This is a genomic window from Deinococcus aquatilis DSM 23025, from assembly GCF_000378445.1.
Classification (GTDB): Bacteria; Deinococcota; Deinococci; order Deinococcales; family Deinococcaceae; genus Deinococcus; species Deinococcus aquatilis.
On the sequence record NZ_KB899723.1, the window covers coordinates 1 to 23256 of the forward strand.

Consider the following 23256-nt stretch of genomic DNA (forward strand, 5'->3'; position numbering starts at 1 on the left):
AAGCTGGAAAGCACCCACATGACGCTCCACGATCACGTGGAGCGCCTGCTCTGCCTGCTGACCCTGGCGTACGTATGGTGCGTGCTGGTGGGTGTTCTTCAAACGTGCACCATGAAGGTGCACGGTCGGCGAGCCTGGAGTGTCGTGACGCTCGGCCTCCGGAACCTCGTGCGGACATTCGCCCGCATCCATGAGCGTGGGGAGGCGGAAGCCCTTCAACTCATTGGGCTTTTGAAACCCAGCCAGACGCTCAATTCACAAAGTGTCGGGTACTGAGGGCCGTGCTGTGTGGTGCGCCCTTTTTCGTCACCTGCCCCAAGACGCGTTGCGTCGGGTGTCTGCAGACGCAAGAAAGCAGACACCCGACGCAACGCGTCTTGAAAATTTACCGCTGGTTGGCCACGATCGAACCAAAGATGCCCCCCTTGGCGTGGCGAAGTTGCTCCACGCATCTTTTGACCCAGCAAGAACCACCTCAATGCTCAGGCTGTCATTATTACCAACCTCGCCTGGGACATTAGCCTGTTCATTGATGTCCAGAATCCAAAGGCCGGTGTCATCTCGCTTCGCGTTGGGAAAAGCGCCTTGGGCACGTCAATGATCCGGTCTTACCGAGTGCTGCGGATGTCTTCCAGGCTGGGGTTGCTCACAGGATTGTCCGGGTGGCCGGTGGAATGTCTAACCGCGCAAAGGTCTGTAAGAGCCGATCCTCCGGCATAAACTGCCCGTAGTGCTGCTTCACCATCTCAATGCTGTCCAGCAGCATGTTGGCCGCATCTTCAAACTTGCCGGTCGTTTTGAGAATGTGGCAAGCCATTAAGTGACGGAATGCGTGGGGACCGAATGGTCTGAGTCCAACGATACGTAGTCCATAGTGGTAATCGCCATACTCTGAGAGGTATCGGGCTGTCCATTTCCGGACGAGTGTGTACAGCTCATTACCAGTCAATGCCAGGCCATCTGTGCCTGGGAAAACAGGGCCATTCCCTGGGCAAAGCTGCGGGCGGTGAACGCGCATGTACTCATCAACCAAAGGTTCAAGGTGTTGAAAAACCTTTGGGGTCTCGCGAAATAGCAGGGCCAAGTCTCGATCTGCATCGGAACCGAAGATGCTCTTATTTCTCGAATTTTTAAAGTCTTTGGCACGCAGGTACAGACCCCAGTGTTGACCGTCGACATGCCTCAACTCACCGTCGTCTTTGGCAGTCAGGCTTCGCGCAGTTGTGCGGTAGGTCATGCCGTACCAGTGACTGGCCCGCAGCGGGAGAGCGGCGATCATGCTGATGAGGACGTGGTCCCGGTACAGCTCCGATTTCTGACGAACAGTAAGTTGGCTGTGCTGCAGCTTGGTTTGCAGTTCATTCCAATTATTAGCAAGCGCTTCCTGGATGAGATCCATCGGCCTCCCCAGGTCTATCAACGTTTGGATCGGTTCGAAAGGATTCCGGCCCGTTACAATCTCCAGTTCATCTGCGCTTTCGGTGATGAATGAAACCTGCTTAGCACATTTCATATTCCAGGTATCGCTGGTCTGCTGGGATGCTGCGGGCATGCGGTGCAATAACTCTGGGTGCCCTGCCACCCAACCGTGACCTTCACTTAGCATGCTGAGACATTGGATGATAAACCTTGCGCTGGTTCCGGTGTCTTGACCATCAGCACGGGCGTTGCGGAACGCTATATATCCCGTAATCAGCTCGGGCAGGAGGATCAGGCCGAGGGTCAGGTCATCTTTTTGCAGGCCTGCTCCTTTTCGCATTGGATCTAGGGCGTCCGCGGGCAGCAGGCACCAGCCCAAAAACGCGGACATTGTCGATCTCCACTGTTGCTCAGTTCCAGCTCGCCATATCTTGTTTTTGTTTTTCTTGCCTTTAGCTATGGAGCCGCGCGTTCGTTTCATTTCGCACAGTTCATCGAATTCTTGCTGCAGCCGTGATGGCATTTGGTCTGGCATTAGGGTGTAGCGAATCTGTTGAACCTTGCTGAGCGTGCCGCCATATGCTGAGAGGTGGCGCTTATTCGTTACATCATCCACTGCGTCCGAGACCAGCTGGCGTTGTCGTGCGGTTGGTAGGGATGGGAAGTCATCCGGGAGAAACTTTTTCACTTGTCCACGTATCGCCTTGAATCGTTTCTCAGGCCCCTGCATCGCTGACGGGAAGAGGGATATCGGACAAAATTCTGGGTTGATGCGGGGATTAAGAAGAACGGATCGACGAGTCAGCGTACCCAATTCAACCTTGAGCAATTCTTCTAGGTGGGTCAGTACTTTGTTAGAAGCAGATTTTTGGCGGCCCGTCATTAAGTTAGTTACAAAGCCTCGATGCATACCAAGAGATTCTGTGAGCTCTCTTTCACTGCGTCCGTCTTGCTTCACTAAGTGGGACAATGCTGCGTCCAGCGTAACGGGCAAACCGTCTGTGCGCTGGCGCTTGGCGACGATGTGCCAGTATTTATTGAGGTACGATTTCGCTGATCTGGAATTTTGATCGGCGTCATAGTGTTTCTGGATGAACTGTTGAAGAGTCTGTTGGTACTGCCCCGCCAGTTCATGGCCGATCTGATCCACATAGGCTTTTCCTACAAACACCATGAAGCGGTGCAGTGCGCTGTGGTAAGACGCCAAACTTTTTGGATTCCTAAGCTGTAGGTCACCAGCATTCAGATCGAACAATGTCTGGTAAGTCAGCCCGTTGATAGAAGACAGCACTACTGGTCTAGAGACTGAGAGTTGCGTCCGAAACGCCGCAGCAGTCGTCAGCCCAACTTTCTGCGCGTATTCTTGAGCGATTTCGCGGAATATTGGAAATTTTCTGTTGAGACTTGTAGGCAGGCCAGCTGCAACAAGTAGCGGAAAAATGGCGACTTCTATTCCATATCGACTTGGGAGAGGCGAGCCGTCCTTGGTATGAGTGTCGAGAAACGCCCGAAATTGAGCAATGCGGTCATGGAAGTGTTGTTGAGACTTAGCTTTATGCTTTGTAGATGCACTTCTGGCGACGGAGTCGGTACCAGCCGCCGGGGTACTAGCTAAGGGCATGATGCTCCTTCACAGAATTTGCCCTGTACCCGACGCAAGGTCTTGATGCACAACGACCTGACATCTGGTCAGTTGATCCTGTTATCGTGTATTGAAGTGTACGGGCAGGCCACACAGCATATGGCTGCGAATTCGCAGCCAGTCTGCACGGTTGAATGTGTAAAAAACAGCCACAAGAAAAATCTGGTGCTTCAGAAAAGGAACAACGGCACACTTGGTGCTTTCCAATTTGAGCCAACATACAAAGGCTGTACAACACGAAGAAAAAAGGTAGTGGTTCATTGTGCTGTTTGCCTATGGGAAGTGTCCATAACTTGTTCCATAAGATCTGCAGGAAAGACCATGACTTAATTGTCATAGAACGAGTTTGAGACAAACAGACACAGCACAGAACATTCAAAAACAAATATAGAACACTCAACAACACAACACTAGAAAAGTGCTGGGAGACACTTTCTTCACCTAATTGTGTAAAGAGAAGACGATTAAGCCGTTAACCAGAAGCAGGGTCAATTTTTTTTCTTTTTGCGCCCGTTCCTTGTCAAAAATCTTGCACATCCAGAGTCGTGAGACGCTGTTTTGTAGAACATAACGAGTCTACAAAACGGCCAAGTTGGAAACAGTGTATTAGTCGACAAAAAATCAGCCAAATATGAGTTTGCTCAAAAAACCCTATGAATTGGTAGGGTTTGGGTTTTGTTTTGTAAGCATAGAGAAAAATCTCCCTAAACTCTGTGTGAGGCGCAATTCTGTTTTTTGCTACGGAGGGTACCGATGATTTTAGATCATCGGTACTACAAAACATGCGCTGGGCGCAATAATTTTAGTTTCCCGCGATCTATGGTCAGTTTTAGTTGAATTTGCCCACCTGAGTGCCATGTTTTTCAATCTGCGCCATCTTTGTTTCCTGAAAACTGCAAAAGGCGCTATATGGACATGATAGGCACTGAACTTGGCAGTACTCCAGGACCCCAAGGGGTTCGGCTATCACTGCAACACCCTCGGCCTGCAGAGCCCTCAGAGTTTCAGCCACAAATCCTGGTTCCAATGCATATGTCCGAATTTGTTGGCCCCAGAGTCGAGGGCGTCCGTCTGGCCGTACCGGGTCAATGACCATCATCATGCGTAATTGGCGGCCCACCCAACGCGGTTCCTGCCATTTAGGATTTTTAGTGGTCGAACTCATCCCCCAAGGAGTGCTGCCCGTGATGCGGCGCATTTCAAATTCCAGTTGCGGCATAGCGATGGCGTCTCGGTAGCCCTGACGAATCAGCTCCTTGACCGCTCTCTCCAGCACTTCCACACTACTCTCCACCGGCTCGGGGACCACTTCCTGCATCTGGAGAGCTGATGCCAGACGTCCCGCAAAGACAGGCTCGTCCATGAACGCTGCGAGCAGTCGGAGCGGCGCGGTGATTTCCTCCTGGCGCTCATCGTGGCGTTTGTACTGCTGCTGGTAGAGTGCGTCAATGTCGCGGGCCTGCTCCATTGCCCATATATGCAGGTTGTTCCGGAGATCCACCAGTTGCTCCGGACTCAGTTCGGGGGGCCGTGTGTAGTCACCCAGCCCTTGCCTGCTGATCTTCTTGGTGTAGATCTTCAACATGCGCGACCCGAGAATCGCGTCGGCGCCCTCCGTGTTGTTGATGATCTTCACGCCGTAAAAGTTCAACTCTTCCAACCGCATGGTCTTGGTATTCGTCCACTTTTTCTTCGCGGTGGCCTTCTTGTACGACACTTTTAACTGCTGCACCAACTCGCCGTAATCACTCTTGTTCTTGGTGATGGAGCCGATGCCTTCCAGGTCGTCAATCACCGCAAGGCCACCGGCGCTATCAAGAGCACGCGCGACCGAGGCCGCGCTGGTTTGCCCGTTGAGGATGACGGCGTTGCAGCTCAATTCCGCGATGGCCGCGCCGAGTTCGCTTTTGCCCGACCCCGCCATTCCCATCACCAACACCAGCGGGACGGCCTCGAAAATCGACTGGACGTAGCTGGTGACCGCCACGTAGGTCAGGATCGCAAAGTCGTGATCGTAAGGGAGGATGACCTTGGCGCGCAGGTGCTGGTCGATCTGTGTCAGCAGCTGCGCAGGCGTCAGGGTCAGGGCGCTCCGGTTCAGCCTCCGGGCCGCCGAAAAGCGGGTAATGGCATTCGTGGTGAAGGTTGACAGCAGCGGATTGGCTGACGGCATCTTGGTGAGGATGGTGCCGTCGTCCAGAGCCAGCATCCAGTCTGCGCGGGGTGTCCCGGGTTCTGCCCATAGGTACTCCGCTTTGCAGATCGTCCCGTCGCTCCGCAATACCTGGTCACGCCAACGTAGGGAGCGCCGACCATCGACTGTTCGGCTCTCCCCAGACCGGAAGGGGTAGTAGAGGTAGCCGTTGACGAACGCCCGGCTGAGATCGACTGGAGCAACCTGGAAGGTGCCGTCTTCGTCAGGGACCACCGAGACGACCGAGGTTTCTGTGACCCGCGGCGCGGTCACCGGGGCGTCCTGAAGCAGCGCCTGGAATTCAACGACTGTCCCGCCACCGTTGAAAAACTCTGTCCAGTCTTTGCCGCGGCCTTCCGGCACCCGGACGCGCTGCACGTCCCGAAGAGCGTGCTCGCGGACACGCAGGGCCATCAAGTCGCCAGCCTCGTCCGCGCCTTGTCCCACATAGACAGCGTCCCACGACGCCCAAAAGGCAGGTGCCCGCCATTCCTCTGGAATGACGCTGCCGTGCGTGGGGCTGATGATGCATAGGCGTGCGGCCAGGGGGGTGCCCTGTACGGCCTGCCAAAGTCTCCAGCCGTCCTGAGCACCCTCACAGATCAGCAGGCTCTGCCGTCCAGTGCTCGGGGTCACCCAGTATGTGCTGGGCTCACCCGACGCCCAGTCTCCTTTCTTCTTGCCACCGCTGGTCACGTCCGGAATCCAGGAGCGCAGGAACCGTGAACGCGCCTGACCCGCGCTGTCCAACTGCGGAAAGCTCAGCGCATCGTGGTACACCACTTTCCCGCTGGCTTTGGCCGTATATGAAGTGAGGCCCAGTTGGAAATGGGCAATAGTTTCCTGGGTCAGGCCGCACTGCGCTCCTCTCAAGTAAGCCTGCGCTTCAGGCTGCTGCATCAGCCGCCGTTTGTTGGCGTCCAGTGCCCTGGGATTGGCCGTATCGTGCAGCACGCCCTCTTTCGTCTTTGGCCCAGAGAATGACCGGATGGGCATGGGTCGGCCCACGAACTCGCAGGCCCACTGCAGCGCGCCCTGAAAATCCACGCTCCGGCTGGCCATGATCAAGTCGAACATCCCGCCCTGTTCGCCGGTGCCGACGTCATGCCACAGGCCTTGCGCCCCCGCACGAACCACTTCAATGATCAGGCCAGTGCTGATCTGCCCTGCGACGGTGACCTGCTCACTGACATTCGGTACCCGGAGGGTAGTGCCTTCCCGCTTCGCATCGGGAAAGAGAGCTTTGACCACGTCCATGACCCGTTCTTGGAGAGCGCTGCGGATGTCCTCGACAGTGGGCCCACTCACGAAATCCTCCACGAGGCCTGCAAAATGTCCAATTGTCCGGAAGGCTGTGTCATTTGCTCAAGGAAGAAACGGCAGATGCACGGGCACCTCCACAGCTTGACCTTCACGGATCTCGAATGCCTTGAGCTGAACAGCTTTGCGGCGTTCTCGGGCTGTTAATACCACCAAAGGCCAGAGCTGCGTAGAGGAATTGACCCGCCAGTGTGCGTGCTGGATCAATGCTTCCACACTCCCCCCTGTTGGAGCGGTGAGCAGCTTGTCTGAGTGGGAAAACCACAGCCAGCCCAGGTGACGGTACGGGGTATAGCGTTCGATGGCATAGCTATAGCCGCGAACGCGTCCTCTTAAGTCCAGCTCATTGGCCAAAGAATCTTCCTTTGGGATATACCGGCCAAGAGGATTGCTGGACAGAATTTCCTGAATCCACACCGAGCTGCCAGAACGGATTCCAATGAGCATCAGATGGGTTCTATGATGTGTCGATCCGTCACTGATGTCGCGGATCTTGCGCGTGGCCTCATCCGAGAACAAAATTTGTTCCGTATTCAAGGGGGCGAGAATCTTGTTAAAGGACATCAGAGGTCAAGTGCGATGCTCTACAACACCCGGTTCCAGAGCAGTGACGTGCCTGATGTTGCGCTTGCCGATTGGCTGAAACACTCCCAACCAACCACATACTGCTGGCGAAACGACCCCAACAGGTTCCCCGAAGCGCAGTGTTCAAACGCAAGCAAACCGAGCAAGAAGCGTCTTCCATAGCCAAGGCCCTCCTGGCGACCCTGAATCAGCGTAACATAACTTTAATTGATAAGACTTTAATTGTATGTCATCCCCTCGAATTCACTGCCTTGGGAGAAGAGCGTCCCTACCTCATTAAAGGTCACCGCTGGAGTTCAGTTGCACGATCCACGAGTGCCCTGGAACGGAGCCTTCCAGCCGATCCTTGAGCCAGGTCTGCTGCGCTGCGGTGAGGTGAGGCCGCAACCGCACAAAGTCCCGCTGATCCTTAGGCCGCAGAGGTGACCCGGCTCGGCCCGCCTTGAACAGCAGCACCGCTTCCGGCGTCAGGTACGGCAGCTCGTACGGCCCGTTGAGTCTCGCCTGCTCCAGTGGAAGGGTGACGTCCGGATCCCGGCGGTACCTCCAGTGTCCGCCGCTCAGGTCGGTGAGCATGAGATCAAGCATCACCACCTCCTGCAAATCCAGGTGCCGCGCATGCACTTGAAAGCTGGGCGGATTTAGGGGCGGCACCCAAGGCTGGTACCTCCGGTTTACAGACGCATCCAGACGCCAGCCCAGGTGCTGCAGGTGCTGCTGAAGTTCCGGCTGTTGGTCGCGGGGCACGATGATGTCCAGGTCATCATGTGGGCGGGTCACGACCCCGACGTGCAGGTCCAGCGCCATGCCGCCTGCGAACATCCACGGCGGGTCCAGAGGGGCGAGCAGCTGTGCCACAGCACACGCGCGCTGGAAGCCGATGGTTCGGGCGTGATGGGCGGTCGCCCGCTCGCGGAAAATCGTGTCAGCTGCTTCACGCCCATCGCGCCGGAACACCTGTCCGTACTGTGCAGCGGCCTCCGGGTCGGCGGTTAGTAGGGCAGTCAGGGCGTGCTGGTCGGCACGCCAACCGGTGGTTTCATTGGGCAGGATCAGGCGCCAGCCCGCCGAGTGGTGCCAATGCGAGCCCTGTGGCTGGTATCCCAGTGTACGAAGTGCCTGCTCCTGAGCAGCAGTGACCGTGCCTGGGAGAAGGTCAACATGGAGCTCCGGCACATCGAGATCCTGAAGACCCGGGACGCTACCCGGTCCACCGATTTGGACGTGGAACACTCCATCTTCGCGGTGGCGTTCAAGGAAATCTCCCAAGGCACTACGCAAGTCGGTCAGGGCCAGTTGCAGGTCAGGCATGCGGGCAGTGTGCCGTGTCGGACTTGGGTATTTCATCCGTCATTTGGACGGGGCCTGCAGGACGAAACATTCGAGCAGAAACAACTCCCTATCGGCTTGGCACTTCTATTCAGGTGGTGTCTTGGTAATAGGCTGGGGTTTTGGGTCAAGCAGTTCGCCGGGACGAACTTTGAACGCTTTGGCGAGCTTCTCGATGATATCAATGCCGGTGCTCTGACGGGCCTGCTCAATCACGCCGATCTGGTTGCGGTGCAGGTGGGCTTGAGCCGCCAGATCTTCCTGAGACCACCCACGTTCTTGCCGCAGTCGGCGCATGTTGTCTGCCAGATGCAGTCGGATTCGGGGAGGCTTGTCAGACACGAACGTCATGATGTGACCAGCCCTACCCAGAACACTACCGGGGATTCCATGCCACTGTATTCGTGTAGTATCAATCATGAAACGTGCTCTGGAACGGTATTTAGGCCGCCCTGCGAGAAATTCAGTCCGAAAGGATGATGAGGCACAGGTTCTTGAAGCGGTGGTCTTTACAGATTCCACCCGGCAAATGTTGATCCAACAACTGGAGGTCAAGGGGCAGTGGCAGGGTGGCGTGCTGTTCGGCGAGAGGACGCTCGAAACCCTGACGGTTCACTTTGCTGCACCACTGGGTCCACCCGCGTGGTCAGGCCAACCGCTCCACCCTCATCTCCCCTATCTGATCGGCTGGAGCGACAGCGTGAGCGCACAACACAGCGAGGCTCTAGATTGGTGTGGGAACTGGATTGCCGCGCCAAACAGCCGGTTGCCGGACGAGCGCCTCGATCTTTCCTGGCTCCAGTTGGGAGTGCAGCAAGGGCTGTTCGACGACATCCATCCCTTAGTCGTTGTTGGGATTGAGGACGGGCTGCTTTCTAGCCGAAGCTACCTGTGGGACGAGGATGCGGCAGTGACTCTGCCGGGGCAGTTCGAGAACAGAGAAGCGTTGTAATACGGCTCAGAAGGCGTCCTGAGCATTCCGCACCTTTGCCCCTTAAAATCAGAAATACAGACTGCCAGAATTACTATTTATAGTAATCTGCTTTTCTGGCATTCTGGCAAATCACAAACTTACAGTCTTTCAGGTGCCTGCGCGCAGCGCACAGATGCTGGCACTTCGCTGGTCTGACCTATCGAAGCGATCAATTTCCAGCAATCTCTCCCTGCGGCCGTGCACGTCTGGACTCTTTCAGAGAGTAGTTGAGGATGAGCATTCCCTCAGTAGGTGACAACTTTACTTTCAGCCGCTCCTAGCGGGGAAAAAGGCTGCGTCAGCAGTTCAAGAAAAAGCCTGAATTGCTCGGGTTTCCAGCGGAGAGCATCAACGAGATGTTGAGCACCATGTCGGACCAGACTCACCGCCTTACGCCCGTGTTTGAGGACGGGGATCGGTTGGCGCTGGTCCAGGCAGACCCCGAGTCGCAGGCAGAACATCCAGGCCAAGGTCACCAGTCCGAACAGCCGTTGTAGACGGACAGCATCTGTGATGCCTGTCCGTTCCAGGTCGAAACCCCGTGACTTGAAACTGCTAAAAGTGCATTCCACCGACCAGCGAAGTTTGTAGAGCTTCCACGTTTTCCGGGCGCTGAAATCGGTCGCGATGATGACGAGGTCTCCGACTGGAGACCTCGTCGCCACGACCCGCATCAACTCTCCAAATACGAACACCTTCTGATCTATTTCATGAAAATGGCCGTGTTGGACATGGTCAAACCATTCTCCCCCCCGCATGTCGTCAATCAGGTCGCTGTGCCTGATGCGGATGGCACGCTTAATTCCTTTGCGCCTAAGAAAGCCGAACCACTCGGCCCCGATGAACTCGCGGTCTGCGACCAGGCCCAACCAGCGTTTCGCTGGCAGGGCCTGCAGGAGTTTCAAGACCAGCCACATTCGTGCATAGCGATGACTGTTCCCCGCCTGATCCAGGGGCGTCCAGATCAGGGGGATAGTGAAACCGTGAACCACGGCGCCAAGCACCAGAAAGTTGATCGGCGTTTCCCCATGCTCCCAATTCGTGCGGTCCAGGCTCATTAACACTTTGCCCGGCGGGAGGTGGGCGACGAGCAGGGCGATGAAAAACGCCATATTCAGCTGGTCATCCCTGAATGTGCGGTCGGCGCGTCGGTTCTTTGCGCTCGGTGTGCTAACCCCTGGCAGATGGGCACTCAGGTCATGATGGTTGACACTCTTGGCCGCAATCATGGCCAACATGACGTCAATCAAGCGCTGGAGCGTATCAATGCGCAGATGGCTCGCGTGCACTTTGAAGTGCCGGGTCAGTGCGGTCGCCTGTTGGGAAGCGGATTCTGTTGATTTCACACCTTCAGGAGAACGCTGTCAGTCACCCCCATCAAGCTTGATGGGGGTGACTGACAATTTTCCCTGTCTGCGACGTAGTTAATCTGAAGTTGTCACCTACTGAGGAGCATTCCATCTTCAACAGCAGTGGGTAGAGGCGTGTGCGGCTGCGTGGCGAACATATGACCACTGAGCCGCTGCGCTGCCGCCCCAGCACAATCCAATCCAGACCGCAGTTTCGACCATGCCCTCCTATACTCCTGAGCGTGGCAACCTTTCTAGACCGTTATCTCGCTGGTGAACACGAGCAGGTCTGGGCAGAGCTGGTCGAGATGGGATCAGACGTTCGCCACCCCCTTATCCTGTCCGAGGCCACGGATGTCGCACGCGAAACCATGCAGCGTGCGCAGAGCGACATCTTGACGCTTGTTCCTCGCCTGAGGGCTCTGGGCTACCGATTCGGCAGCTTCTCTCAGGGGCAGTTCACGCCAACGCGTCCTTACCTCCCCCCGTCTCAGAGATCTCTCGCCAAACTCAGGCGGCTCTCTCAGTTGGTGGGTCCCCTTCCGCTGTCTCTTCAAGCCTGGTATGAAACCGTGGGCCGTGTCCATCTCGTGGGGCAAGCGCCGTGGGCAGAGACCGCCGTGTTGTCTGACGCGCTGGTCGTGGACGGTGTGGACAGCGTGCTGTATTTCGTTCAGGAGTGGCTGGAGGAATGGGGCGACCTCCCCCCAGAGGCTCAGGAAGAGCCTTGCCTGGCGGAGTTCGCACCTGACGAGTACCACAAAGAGGACATCAGCGGTGGCCCACCTTACGCCATCACACTCCCAAACACTTCAGCAGACGCGCGGGTGGAGCACGAATGGCACGACACAACCTTTGTGGCTTACCTCCGGGAGTGTTTCGCCTGTGGGGGCTTCCCAGGGCTCGCCCGCCTTCCAGGGGGCCTTCCCGCAGAAGTTCGGCAGCTTGCCCTAGGATTGCAACCCCTGTAACCATGGCCGCTCAGCCGACAACTCCCGACTTGAACGGGAGATGGTTCTTAGAGATGTGGCCAGACTGTCCGCATGCAGTTGGGCGGTCTGAGTCCATCACAGCCGCTAATCCCACCCTTTGTCATGTCGCACAGCGTCCAGAACGCCAGCCGACTCAAAGTGTCAGGTGCTGAGCACCTTGAGCATAGTCGGGAGCTCGCGGTGATTTGAGGGCTGAGCGGGACACGCAACGCTTGAGCAGACCCATTTATCAGTCTTTCACCTACACTCCAAGCATGGGTCTTCCTCCAGACAATGCTCAAGCGCAGGCTCCGGACAAGGTACCGTTCCTCTGGGAGACCCTCCGCCGGCATGATCTGGTGACCGTGAACGTTCTGAAGGTATACAGGCAGGACATCACGGCGAGGGTCACCGCCATCTCCACAGCGCGGCACGGTGTGAAGCGGAAGATGCTGGGACGGGTAATCACCTTCGTCGGCTGCCCCACGCACTGGGGGCAGGAGGGACTGGCGGTGGGCGATCACGCTCTGGTGTTCCTGGGGGAGATCAACGGACGGCTGTACGAGCATTCCTGGCGCGGGCACCTGCTCATTGAAGACATTGAAGGCGTGACGTACGCCGTGTTTGAGCACAAGGAATTGTGGCTGTCTCCGACATTCACTCCCAAGCTCCAGCCATATACCCGGCAAGATCCCCGCCGGACCTACGCGTCCGCCATTCATCTCAGTGTCCTGAAGGCCCACTTGGCAGAACTGATCGAGCAGCAGGAAGCGTTGCAACCGTCTGTGCAGAAACGCCATTGGCTGGCGAACCTGCTCAGGATCAGAACGACACCTACGCAAAGTTGACCGTGTAGATTTTATTTCTGCCTTTCTGACATTCTGACATTCTGGCTGCTCCAGAATGCGAACTAATTTCTATCGGTGCGGCGTTGAGCTGTCTTGATGCTCAGCAACACGTTGTTCTTCGCAGGCGGAATTGTTTGATTTCGGCGACGAACACTGCCTCTGACTCCTGCTCAGATCCAGTCAACAGAATACATTACTCGGTAATAAATTTCTGGCAATACATATTTCTGGTTTTCTGACAAAATTGAAAGACAGAAAGCCACCTTTCCATCACTGCAACTCAAAGAGAGTGGAACGTCAACTCTGATGTGTCAGGTGGCGTGCCGCTTGGGCTGATCCTGATTGAGATCCATCAACTCCTGGAAAGCTGCACCTCGGACCGCAAAGAGGCAGCCTTCCTTGGCAACCAACAGGCGGCCTTGCTGATCGAAGTCCGCCCACGACGCCTGTTCCAGTCCAGGACAAGCTTCGGTACCAAGCCACGTGTATGTCGCCTCCCACCGGCCATGCGGGGACTTGGCAAACCGCAGTTCCAACTTCCCTTTTCGCAGGACGAGCGCCCCCGCTTTGCCACTGCCAAACCATCGCTCGGGCCGCTGGGTGACCTGCCAGCCGGTGCGTTCAAGTGAGGTGACCAGCACATGGATCTGCTCGGTTCCCTCCCGCCCCCGGACAGTGAAACTTACCGGCTGAATCCGTGTCTGGTTCGCCACAAGACTCGCTGGATGGTCAAGCACCAGGGTGTGATGGCTGGTCCAGATGCCTCCACCCTCTGGGCCAGCCGACCACAGACCCAAGGCCTTGACCCAGGGGGGGGTACAGACGGCAGTCCAAGTCCACATCGTCGTCTCTTTGCCAAAGGCCTCAGCTGCGGCATGGAGACGCCGCTTGGATTCATTGCGGGCGAGATACACCAGGTGACGGCCGTCGGGCGAGAGATCGCTGACCCACTCATACAACCGACCCGCGAACCAGGACCCAGGGAGAATGGTGTCTGTTCGGGTGTTCCACACGTACAGGCGTGTCCAGCGGCTAGGGCCACGACGAATAATGACAGCTGTACTGGCGTCGCTGGCCAGCAAGACCCAAATCCGGGCCGGGGCTGGCCGGGTCCCGTTGACACTGGTCATGGAGGCATCTTGGCAGGTCCTGCAGGGGAGCGGCCGTGCACTTGCCCATTCCGAAGCATTTGGCAGACCAAGATTAACGCTCTACTCGTGGGTAGAAATGAAGATGCGAGAGAGATGGTGCTTTGAGCCTGCCGATATTCACAGCCTTCCCTTGTCCGACCCCATGCCTGCCGTCAGCAGGGTCATAGAGGCTGCAAACCCTTCTATCTGATGCACGCGCACCACCTGATCTGGTCTACGGAGCTCGTCACGAGCGCCAGAAAAGACAAGTCGGATTGGGACAGGACCTCAGTTCACTGTCTTTCTGAGTTCAGTCAAGCTCTCTGCAGTACGTCAGAGGTACATAACCCTGCTTTGTTTCTGGCATGCTGATTTTCTGGCACTCTGACAAAATGGCAGCGGCTCTTCCTTGTGGAGCGTGAGCCTGGATTGGTCAGCCAGAATGGCCGTCATGGCCACCTCACCTCAGATCTACGCGCAGTTGCCTAATGCGTATGGTTCCGCCACGGACACGCTTGAGCATGTGCGGTTGCTGCTCTCAGGGGAACCCCAACCTATGTAGGACGGTTGGAGGTACGTCTATGGCGCGGTCCTGCATCAAGGCACTCCTTTTCCGGCGGCCGTCCCCTTTCTCACCGATCTGATTGAAGTGGTGCAGACACAGCCAAATCACCCTGCCACAGTGGAAATCGCCCAGTTCATTGCAGGAATCGCTCAAGCCCTTAAAGATGCTGCTCTGACCATGGACATCCTGCGCTTGAACGTACCCGGTGATATCGACGAGCAACTCCGCGCCTTGGCCGAGGCTGAGGGCGAAGAATTCTGGGATGCGGCACTGTGCTGGACGCTGCTCCACTGTGCAGAGCAGGTCCCACAGGCGAGGGCGGCGCTTCAGCCCTTGAAAGCCCATTTGGATGACGCCGTAAGCAGGGCAGCGGTTGAGGCACTGGATGATCTCGCTGCTGCTGAGGCCGTCTTGAATGGAAGAGGTCCTGAGCCTGATTGAACCTGCCCGGACAGGGATTGAATCATCCTCAGAATCTGTCGCTCCACCCTTCGCCCTTGTCCTGGCGGGCGTGACACGCCCTGATACCGAGTTTTAGCTGGGAGTCGACACGGTGTGATGATGCCAGCCATGCCAGCTTCGGCCCTCTAGGTAGTCCACACCGATTTCCTACGCCTGAGCAGACACGTAAAAACCACAATACTCACGCATCATCCTCAGGACGTCATCCATCTTCTCTCGGTCCCTTATTCCCAACGTCAGGATCAGGTCGTAGTGCCCGGTGCAGTAGACGTACATCACTCCATTGTCGTCATTGCCCTCATGAATCCGCGTGATGTCGGCCCAGGGCGTCACGCCTAAGCCCTCAATATCCAATCCCTGAGGACCAACAATCACCGGCACCGCAAACTTGCTGAAGGCTTCTGGAATTCCGCGTTGCCGCCGCAGGGCCTTCTTTATTGCCCCACTGAGCAAGGTGATTAGGATCCAAGTGCCTACGCCTAACAAGAGGGTGAGCAACATCCAACCCAGAAAGGGAATCCAACCCATCGGTACGTCCCAGTCCCTGCGGACAAGTTCTCCATGTTGAATGGTCGCGAACAGGTTAAACATCGCGACCCCCATCCCCGCAACGGTTGCCACTCCTGGCAGACCGGTCACGTTCCGTAACTCCGCAATCTGCGCCACATCCATCTGGACCGTGAGAGGACCCTGCGGGGCCATTGTGGACTGCATGGCGCATAGGCTAATGCATCGAATGCCTTGCGCTCCAGAATGCGGGACGATTCGAAGAGTGTTGCCCAGGAGTTGGAGACTGAAGGGGCCATTCACTTGTCCGCTCATTCCGTTGAGGTGAGAAGATGCTTTTGCCACGGCCTGAGCACCTCAATCTGTCAGTGATCAGCGCCTGACCTCAATATCCAATTTTTATTCACCAATAAACTTTTGGGCAACACATTTCTGTTTTTCTGGCAAACTTACATGACAGAAATTTGTTTCCTCGTCGAACGCACCTGTTCTGATTTCTGCTTTTCTGACATTCTGGCAAAAGTAAATACGCTGTAGGGATATTCTTTCCGCGCACGCGCTTTCACTCTACTTTCCCCGTCTCTTTGGCCACCTCAATCCATTGGCTACCCAGGCTGTCTTCTGAAAGAACTTGGCTTCATCCAAAGATTTCTGACAAAACATATTTCTGGTTTTCTGACAAATTTGCAAGACAGAAGGCCAGAAGCTAGTCTGCAACTATGACTGCCGAACATGTTGGGCCACTGGTGGTGGCTCTGGCCAGCCTGAAAGGCGGAGTGGGGAAGACGACCAGCGCCGTGCACATTGCCGCCCACCTTGCTTACGCTGGAGAACGGGTGCTCCTCGCTGACGGCGACCGCATCCGCACTGCTACTGCTTGGGGCCGCAGCGGGAACCTGCCGTTTACCGTCGGAGGAATGGCGTCACTCAGTCAGGCCGGGAAGTACACCGCAGTAGTAATCGATTCTCGCGGGGGCCTTGAAGATGCCGACCTGCTTGACCTGGCTGAATCCTGCGCCGCATTGATTCTGCCCAGCACACCTGACCTCGGTGGGATGGACGGCATGGCTCAGACGGTCGAAGTCTTGCGGGGAGCAGGGATTGCCAACACCCGTTATGCGGCCATGCTGACGATGGTGCGCCCGGGGAATGACCGCAAACTGGCCGATGCCCGCTCTGCCTTGGCTGACGCAGGCATTCCTGTCCTGACCCAGACGGTTCGGCTCTCTGAAGCGTTCCGGGATGCCAACAATGCTGGTACCCTCGTCAAGGATGTCCGCAGCAATAGCCTCGCCAAAGGTCTGTGGTTCGAGTACGAACGCGTCACCGAGGAGATCATCGCTATGGCTGGAGCAAACGCATGAGCCTGCGCGATGGACTGGCCAACTTACGGGCCGCACGGGAAGAAGCACCAGAACCCAAGACACCCACCCAGCCTGTCGCGGCCCAGACGCCTCAACCTGCCATCGAAAAGCGCGAAACCTTCAGCACTCGTCTGCGGCCCAGCGTGCGCTACGCCCTGAAAAGGCAGTTGCTCGAAGTGCAGGAGCAGGGCCAGAAGGTCAAGATGGAAGCGGTCCTGGAGACGCTGATCTCCCGCTACGTCCAAGACGCAGAGTTCCGGGCTGAAATTAACGGGCAAGCCCGGCGCAACACACCCGACTAGGGTGGAGGTTGGCCATGCTCAACGCTGCCCACACCGCGAGCGTAGATGCCTGACATAAGCACGGCGCCAATTCAAAGGAAAGCCGCATGGCTCTTCGGGCTCAACCTAGCGAAGGCACTGTTCTGCGCCACCTAGGATGAGTCACTTGCGAGCGCGTGACGGTTGAGCTGGTGAAGTGGGAGAGCCAAAAATTGAGCCACTGAGTGTGAAACCCACCCCTTGCCCAGCGCTTGACGTGTCGTGCCCGACCTGCAATAATACAACTCCAATAGCCGCAGCTTGTCTGCATCCCAGGGTGAAATATCCCTGGTCTATTTTTTTATATGCCGAATGCTGAACACCGCCGACAACTTGCGCTGATTCTTACCAGATTGGGGATTAAGCCAATAGACGCACAGGCGTCACAGATCGCTCAATTCCTTCGATATTCCCACCACGAACGGCTCCTGACCACTGTTGAATACTTGCATCAGCGACGTGAGCGGGCGTTGGAGTTTCAAAAGGATGCCAAGGAATTGACGGAAGTTCAGCAAGCGCTGCTTGACCCAGAGCGTATTTGGAAGATCGCCATTAGCGATTACAACACCCAAATGCGCAACTATGCCTTTCTATACCTTGCATTCAACATTCTGGAAGACAGCTTGCGGCGTGCCGTCGATTTACATTACAGCCAAAAATATGGCGACACGTGGTACACGAATTCAGCTTATTACCCTGCAAAACTAGTGCCAACTGGTTCCAACCCAGACCCTCGGAAAGTACAGAAGCTAGCAGGTTTAATGGGAGCAGTGACTGGGCATACGTGTATGGCTGATCTGAGCTTGGGCGACCTCTTGCAGTTCGTTCATCCTCATGACGCATGGCACACGCATCAGGTGAAGGACTTGTTTGCTGCCCGCCCGGGTCCAGAAGACCGCGCCATAACACTGCCGGCACTAAGTCAGTGCGATGCTTACGAGAAGCTGACCATTCTTCAGTGGCGACGCAATGCCGTATATCACCACAATAATCTTCAGGAGGTATACACCATTCCTGCTCGGGGAAGTTGTCGTCCCAGACGGCGCAGGGATGGGAAATTTGCGAACACGCGGGATCGAATCTACGAGGTCATGCGCTATCTAGGGTTGCGCCCTCATTTGGTCATGACCAGAATCACAGGCCAGTCCGACACCTTGCCTGAACCGAAAAGCACCTGATCCTCTGCGGGCTTGGCGAGTCATCAACTCTGCGTTTGATTTCAAGGAAGCACGAGACGACCCTCCTGAAGCACCAAGCCGCAGGCCGCAGAAAGTTCGTCTTCGCCAACGTCGAGCCCAAGGATTGGCAGAACACCACCAGTGAGGATGGATGGTCACACCCGGTCTCGCTCTGCGAAATTTGATGCGAAGGCTCGTTAGGCTTCGAAAGAGTGTTGCGCCTGATCTTGAGGGTCTCGGGCCGGCCATGATTTATTATTGATACCGGCTCAAATCGGAGTTGCCGCCATGAGCCGTTGTGGCAGGCTGATGTACCGCACCCGCTGCCAACCCGAACGGAGCCGCGCATTGAGTTCTTTGGTCGTCCTGGCACAGAAATTGCCCAGAACATTGCGCTTGACGTACGCCCAGACCTTCTCTATAGGATTCAATTCTGGAGAGTAAGGTGGCAAATAAATCAGGGTCAGACGTTCTACGGTCTCTACGAAAGCCGATACGGCTTTCGCTCGGTGAATAGCGGCATTGTCCAGCACGACGACGACCTCACCGGGAACTTGCTTTAAGACATGGTGCAAAAATGCCACCACCTGGTCCGTCTTGATGGCTCCTGGCTGAGTGTGCTGCAGGAATTGGCCCCGAGAGGTGATCGCACCAATGGTCGGCAGTTTCTGCCAACTGGCCGGAAGACGCACGATGGGCGTCTTTCCCTTCGGGGCCCACGTTCGGCGCACCACACCCTTCAGACTGAAACCCACCTCATCCAGATACACCAGGGTCGCGCCGAGCGCGACCTTTTTTTTCGACCTCCAGGCGCGTGGTCTGCACCCAGGTTCGCACTGCTGTCTCGTTCTGCTCCAGCGCGCCTTTGTTGGGTCGTTGAGGTGAAAACCCCTGTTGGTGGAGCAGCTTTCGAACATGATCGGGGTGGTACCACACGCCCAACCGACGACCGATGACCTCACACACCCGAGGCGTCGTCCAGGTGTCATCCGGAAACCCAAACGCGCGAGCCCCCTCCTGCAGGAGGGGGGCGATCTGGTGCCGCTGTTCCGGGGTCAAGCGGCCTGGCCGACCGGGCGTGACGGTGGCTTCCAGACCGCCCTGACGCTTGAGGCGCTCCTTCCAGGTGTAGATGGTGTGGATGGAGACACCAAATTGATTCGCAATCTGCTGATTGGTCTGACCACCGGCTTGGATGACGGGCATGGCGGCGAGTCGTCGTTCTTCCAGGTGAGCGCGGGTGTACTTGGAGGGTTGCCAAGGGACCATACTTCACCCAAGATAGCAACCCATATTTACACCGTTATCAATAGACGACCTTTGGATGTCGAACTTGCCAGCAGGCTGACTGGCCCGAGTGGGAGTGCCGAGCTCATTGTCACAAACTCAGCTCAACACATAAACTTGCCGCAAACACGGCGGGCAGCAGGCCAGCCAGCCGCCCCGATCTCCTTATGTTGTCTTAGCTTTTACCTAAAGCCATCTTGGAAAAAATGTCGAGCACCTTCCCACCAGGGGTCAGGCTGATGGAGGCATGTCGGTGAGCGAGAACAACGGGGATCATGGAGTTCTGGTATAGATCAGACTCAAAAGTGGTCAACACTTTCAGAGCGCGTCCCATGCTCATGTACTTCTCAATATTCATCTTTTCCTGTTGAAAAGATGTTTCATTGGTTTTGTCAGGCAGGGGGTAGGCTAAGCACATCGGGAACAGCCGACCTTCGTTCGTTTTAACGAGGAAATCCTGACCGTAGTAGGTTTCCTGGCCGAAGTTGGCCTTGCGCCCACGTTTGGAAACGTCAATGAAACCGTAGCGGTAATCGTCGCTGATGGGAAAGATGGTGCCGTCCGGGAGAAGATTCTTGATCAAGTTGGCATGGTCGGCGATGGCACCTGTCTTGCTCAATCCCATGATAACTGGGACGTCATGGCCGTCGCTGATCTGACCTTTGTTGATGTCATGTAGCAATCGCATAATGCCTGTGTGGAGAGGAGCAGGGTTTCCGAAGACAGCGAGTGGGCCATCCACGATGACGCAGGTGTCTCCAAGGAGCTTTTTGTTGAGCTTCCGAAGATGCATCACGTAGTGTAGGGCCAGAAGATGTTCGGTAATCAGCATGAGTCGCCCAAGGCTGGAGACGTTTGAGCCACTTTCAAGAAAGTCTTCGTGTACTCGCAGGATGTCGGTGGTGTACACGTTACTTCCACACACGGGGCATGTTGCTATTCCGGTGCCATGAGGTACGCGAATGTCTACCTTGTCTCGAGTCTTGGTTCCTTCTCCGTCCTCTAACTTTTGATTGCTGCTGCACTCGCGGTTTGGGCACACCTTAAACAGGAGATGGTTGTCTTTGACTCTCGAAGGGCTCATGTGATTCGCCACTTCAAAGAGGGTGTCGTAAAGGGTGTTGTCCCCCAGCTTTGTGTTGGCGCTCCGGTAGTAGGCCATGAGTCTTTGCCTGAAGCCATCACTGACACTTTCTGCACCCTTGACGATGACGTAAGCGCCTGGAAGACCCATGCTGATGGCTTCCGTATTCTCCTGCAATCTAGCGACGGCCATCGGGTCTACAGCGCGAGTCGTTCTTTCCTTGAGCTTGCCGTACTGGTCAGTCTGCAAGATGACCATGCTGATCTTGACGTAGCCGATGCGGCGGCTGGGGAACTTGGGGTCAAGACTGGACTCATAGGTTGAGCCATCGATGGCGATGATGATCTTGGGAAGTTCACCCTTAAAATCGTCAATCTTTGGCTGCGTGTCGAGCGTTTCCTTGATCTCTTCCTGTGTGGGTCGAGGAACATCCTCGCACTCCGCCATGAACTCGATAATTTCCGGGTTTCGGAGCAGATCGTCATGGGAGGTTTTGGCTCCACCTTGCCCGTCGTAAGGCATCAGTCCTCCTCACCTTCTTCTGGCTCAGGTGCCCATTCTTCCTCAACGATTTCAGGAACCTCAGGAACAGACGTGAACCCTGGAAAGCGTCCAAGAGTAGCAAAGTGTTTCTTCAGTGCCTCAGGGCTAAACCGTTCGATCTGTACGGGCACGACGAAAGGCGTAGAGAGCGTCTTCATTCGGGCAAAACCCACATCTTGAGCCTTTTTGATGGAAGGCGTGAAGTCCTTGAAGTCGTAATATTTGGCGATGGTACGCAGCTCGTCATCATTATTGAGGTGAGTAACGAACATGTTTTCCGTGTTCGCTAGGACGTTGCTGCTAATCGCGGAAGGTTCCTGCGTGGCATAGACCAGTGCGATGCCTGCTTTCGCGCCTTCCTTGGCAATACGCGGCCAGGTGTCGTTGGGTTCAGCATCCTTACTGATGAGGTTATGAGCTTCTTCGATATACATCACGATGCGAGGAGGCTGGGCCGGATTCTCGTTGAAGAGACGTTGGCATTCAGTGAAAACGTACTGGGCGATCTGGTTGGCGCGGTCAATTCTCACCGAAGGAATTCCAACAGACAGGTCAACAATGACGATCCGCCCTTCGCGCAGGTGCGCGAAGATGTCAGCGGCAATGTTGTCGCTGCCGTTTGGAGCGTGGTAGTCGCGGGCGATAGCGTTGATCGTTCCTGTAGCACGGATGCGTCTGCCATCTGTGTTCTTACCCGCGATAAGGTTCAACATGGCGATGTCGTGGGGTTCCAGCCATGGTTTATTTTTCGTACTGCTCTCAATACCGACGCCCGCACCGCTGCTGAGCGCAATATTCGCTTCCCTAACATAGCTGAATAACTCGCGTGCTTTCCGCAAAGTGATACCACTCTCAGGGATTCCGAAAACCGAGCGCATCCTTCCTGCTCTTGCCGCCTGAGAGCTATGGCTTTCCCCAGCCTCCTGTTCCTTCTCCTGTAGAGTTTCCGAGTGTTGGTAAACTTGAGAAAGTACCTTTTCGCCCATCGGGAACATGACAATGTCGTCAATCTTGCTGGGCTGAAGGTTGGAGGCGTAGAGCAGGGCTTTATAGATGGCTACAGACTTCTGGTAGCGATTCGTTTTGCTGACATCCTTTGAATTGGGTTCCTCAAGTGTCATGCCGAAAAAGCTGTGGAGGTCTTGACTCAGGTTCCCTTGCTGCTGCAAACCATCCTGAATAGTCTGTAGGCCGTTAATCAGTGAACGGTAGAAGTTGTCACGCAGATCGTAAAAACCTTTCGTTACCCGCCCCCGGTAACGTACGGTATTATCGCTAAACACCTCAGCGATAGAAGAGCTGTCATCCTGACCGTTGGCATTGGCGTACTCGCCGTTTGGATCGAAGATGAGTTGTCCGATTTTCATATGGTTCCTGATGCCAGACTCGAACACAGCGGCCACCATTGTTTTCACAGTATTGGACTTCCCAGTACGGGTCATGCCAAATACGCCGGTTCGTCTTGAGAGAAAGTCTAGTGGGTGAATCAAGACTTCCGCCGTATTGTATTTGTGCTGTACCTGCAATCTGCGTGTGGAACTGTAACGGACATGGCCTACCCGGATCGGGTGAGGTTGACCGTGAAAACCGCTCTTTGCAGCGTCAGCGAGCGCCTTCTCTTGACGGTCATGGGAGACGAAATTGACGATCTCCTGGAGCACTTCTGTAGTGGGTTTGTACACACGCAATTGGGAAACAGACTGGAAGTCCTCGATATCAGAGCCGAGTTCAAGATGTGCACGGTGATCAACATAGAATGTTCCAAGAACGTTGCACTTCAGGCCGCTGAACTGCAATTGGCTCTGCGTGATATCCTCTAAACCGTCACGAATGTCGAGACGTTGAGCCTGAACATGGCCTTGGTGGTGCTCGACCATTGAACTGAGTTTCGCGTCGTCCTGTGGGAGCGCAGCGCTGTCCGTAACGCGAAGAAGCAATACTTCCTTGTCGACGTCTCGGGCCTCGTCGTATTTGGCGGGGTCAAACGACGCAGCGAGCAAAAAGCTGTTCATAGGGACGCCACCGATCTTTTCGCGGAAGTAGTCGTTGGTCAGGACGGTGAACTCGTCGTACCCGGTACGAACAACGAAGCCCACAAGGTTCTCGCTGGGATTCTGAATCATCTTTGCAATGGGATCTTGACTGGCAAAAACGCTGCTGCTCTTACTCAGACCTGCCATAGTGCT

The 23256-nt window shown here is 55.7% G+C and carries 18 protein-coding genes and 1 pseudogene; 8 read left to right on the plus strand and 11 right to left on the minus strand.

Annotated features, from left to right (window positions below):
* Positions 1–276 (plus strand): annotated as a pseudogene (locus F561_RS0115325) (IS4 family transposase); the annotation flags it as partial.
* Positions 277–646: 370 nt separating this feature from the next.
* Here F561_RS0115325 and F561_RS0115330 read toward each other — a convergent pair.
* From F561_RS0115330 to F561_RS0115350, 5 genes are all read right to left on the minus strand, one after another.
* Positions 647–3040 carry a hypothetical protein gene (locus tag F561_RS0115330; protein ID WP_157451915.1) on the minus strand — a complete coding sequence of 798 codons (2394 nt, stop codon included), beginning with the start codon at positions 3038–3040 and terminating at the stop codon, positions 647–649.
* Between the two features lie 850 nt (positions 3041–3890).
* Positions 3891–6563 (minus strand): hypothetical protein, encoded by a 2673-nt coding sequence (locus tag F561_RS0115335; protein WP_157451916.1) that lies wholly within the window; start codon positions 6561–6563, stop codon positions 3891–3893.
* A 57-nt stretch (positions 6564–6620) separates the two neighbouring features.
* Entirely contained in the window at positions 6621–7139 is a 519-nt protein-coding gene (locus F561_RS0115340) for a hypothetical protein (protein WP_019010847.1), read from the minus strand.
* A 297-nt stretch (positions 7140–7436) separates the two neighbouring features.
* Positions 7437–8471, minus strand: a complete 1035-nt coding sequence (locus F561_RS0115345; RefSeq protein ID WP_026298957.1) for a nucleotidyltransferase domain-containing protein — start codon at positions 8469–8471, stop codon at positions 7437–7439.
* Positions 8472–8576: 105 nt separating this feature from the next.
* Complete coding sequence (locus F561_RS0115350) at positions 8577–8831, minus strand: helix-turn-helix domain-containing protein (protein ID WP_245556543.1); 255 nt, start codon at positions 8829–8831, stop codon at positions 8577–8579.
* 76 nt (positions 8832–8907) lie between these two features.
* Here F561_RS0115350 and F561_RS0115355 point away from each other — a divergent pair, with 76 nt between their 5' ends.
* Complete coding sequence (locus F561_RS0115355; protein ID WP_245556544.1) at positions 8908–9441, plus strand: hypothetical protein; 534 nt, start codon at positions 8908–8910, stop codon at positions 9439–9441.
* A gap of 266 nt (positions 9442–9707) precedes the next feature.
* Here the strand turns inward: F561_RS0115355 and F561_RS0115360 are convergent, their stop codons facing one another.
* Complete coding sequence (locus tag F561_RS0115360; RefSeq protein ID WP_026298959.1) at positions 9708–10691, minus strand: IS4 family transposase; 984 nt, start codon at positions 10689–10691, stop codon at positions 9708–9710.
* Between the two features lie 362 nt (positions 10692–11053).
* On the opposite strand from F561_RS0115360, the gene F561_RS0115365 reads away from it, so the two are divergent.
* Together F561_RS0115365 and F561_RS0115370 are read left to right on the plus strand one after the other, a co-directional pair.
* On the plus strand, positions 11054–11782 hold the full coding sequence (locus F561_RS0115365) for a hypothetical protein (protein WP_019010852.1): 729 nt from the start codon (positions 11054–11056) through the stop codon (positions 11780–11782).
* 275 nt (positions 11783–12057) lie between these two features.
* Positions 12058–12630, plus strand: a complete 573-nt coding sequence (locus F561_RS0115370; RefSeq protein ID WP_019010853.1) for a hypothetical protein — start codon at positions 12058–12060, stop codon at positions 12628–12630.
* Between the two features lie 311 nt (positions 12631–12941).
* Here F561_RS0115370 and F561_RS0115375 read toward each other — a convergent pair whose 3' ends face one another.
* Entirely contained in the window at positions 12942–13712 is a 771-nt protein-coding gene (locus F561_RS0115375; protein ID WP_157451917.1) for a hypothetical protein, read from the minus strand.
* A 730-nt stretch (positions 13713–14442) separates the two neighbouring features.
* Here F561_RS0115375 and F561_RS0115380 point away from each other — a divergent pair.
* Complete coding sequence (locus F561_RS0115380) at positions 14443–14766, plus strand: hypothetical protein (protein WP_019010855.1); 324 nt, start codon at positions 14443–14445, stop codon at positions 14764–14766.
* A gap of 168 nt (positions 14767–14934) precedes the next feature.
* Here F561_RS0115380 and F561_RS0115385 read toward each other — a convergent pair whose 3' ends face one another.
* The gene (locus tag F561_RS0115385; protein ID WP_019010856.1) at positions 14935–15501 is read right to left on the minus strand and encodes a hypothetical protein; all 567 of its coding nucleotides are present in this window, start codon (positions 15499–15501) and stop codon (positions 14935–14937) included.
* 512 nt (positions 15502–16013) lie between these two features.
* Here F561_RS0115385 and F561_RS0115390 point away from each other — a divergent pair.
* The 3 genes from F561_RS0115390 to F561_RS25610 all read left to right on the plus strand — a co-directional run bounded on the left by F561_RS0115390 (position 16014) and on the right by F561_RS25610 (position 18156).
* Positions 16014–16658, plus strand: a complete 645-nt coding sequence (locus tag F561_RS0115390; RefSeq protein WP_019010857.1) for a ParA family protein — start codon at positions 16014–16016, stop codon at positions 16656–16658.
* The gene (locus tag F561_RS0115395) at positions 16655–16960 is read left to right on the plus strand and encodes a hypothetical protein (RefSeq protein ID WP_019010858.1); all 306 of its coding nucleotides are present in this window, start codon (positions 16655–16657) and stop codon (positions 16958–16960) included. Before F561_RS0115390 ends, F561_RS0115395 begins: the two co-directional genes overlap by 4 nt.
* A 323-nt stretch (positions 16961–17283) precedes the next feature.
* On the plus strand, positions 17284–18156 hold the full coding sequence (locus F561_RS25610; RefSeq protein ID WP_157451918.1) for a hypothetical protein: 873 nt from the start codon (positions 17284–17286) through the stop codon (positions 18154–18156).
* A 269-nt stretch (positions 18157–18425) separates the two neighbouring features.
* Here the strand turns inward: F561_RS25610 and F561_RS29680 are convergent.
* The 3 genes from F561_RS29680 to F561_RS25620 all read right to left on the minus strand — a co-directional run bounded on the left by F561_RS29680 (position 18426) and on the right by F561_RS25620 (position 23250).
* Positions 18426–19425, minus strand: a protein-coding gene (locus tag F561_RS29680) for an IS630 family transposase (RefSeq protein ID WP_211214828.1) whose coding sequence is annotated in 2 segments (ribosomal slippage) — positions 18426–18956 and positions 18958–19425 — 999 coding nt in all. Because the reading frame shifts where the segments join, the coding sequence is not laid out codon by codon here.
* 193 nt (positions 19426–19618) lie between these two features.
* Entirely contained in the window at positions 19619–21049 is a 1431-nt protein-coding gene (locus F561_RS0115415; RefSeq protein ID WP_019010862.1) for a hypothetical protein, read from the minus strand.
* Positions 21049–23250, minus strand: a complete 2202-nt coding sequence (locus F561_RS25620) for an ATP-binding protein (protein WP_019010863.1) — start codon at positions 23248–23250, stop codon at positions 21049–21051. Before F561_RS25620 ends, F561_RS0115415 begins: the two co-directional genes overlap by 1 nt.
* Positions 23251–23256: the final 6 nt, after the last annotated feature.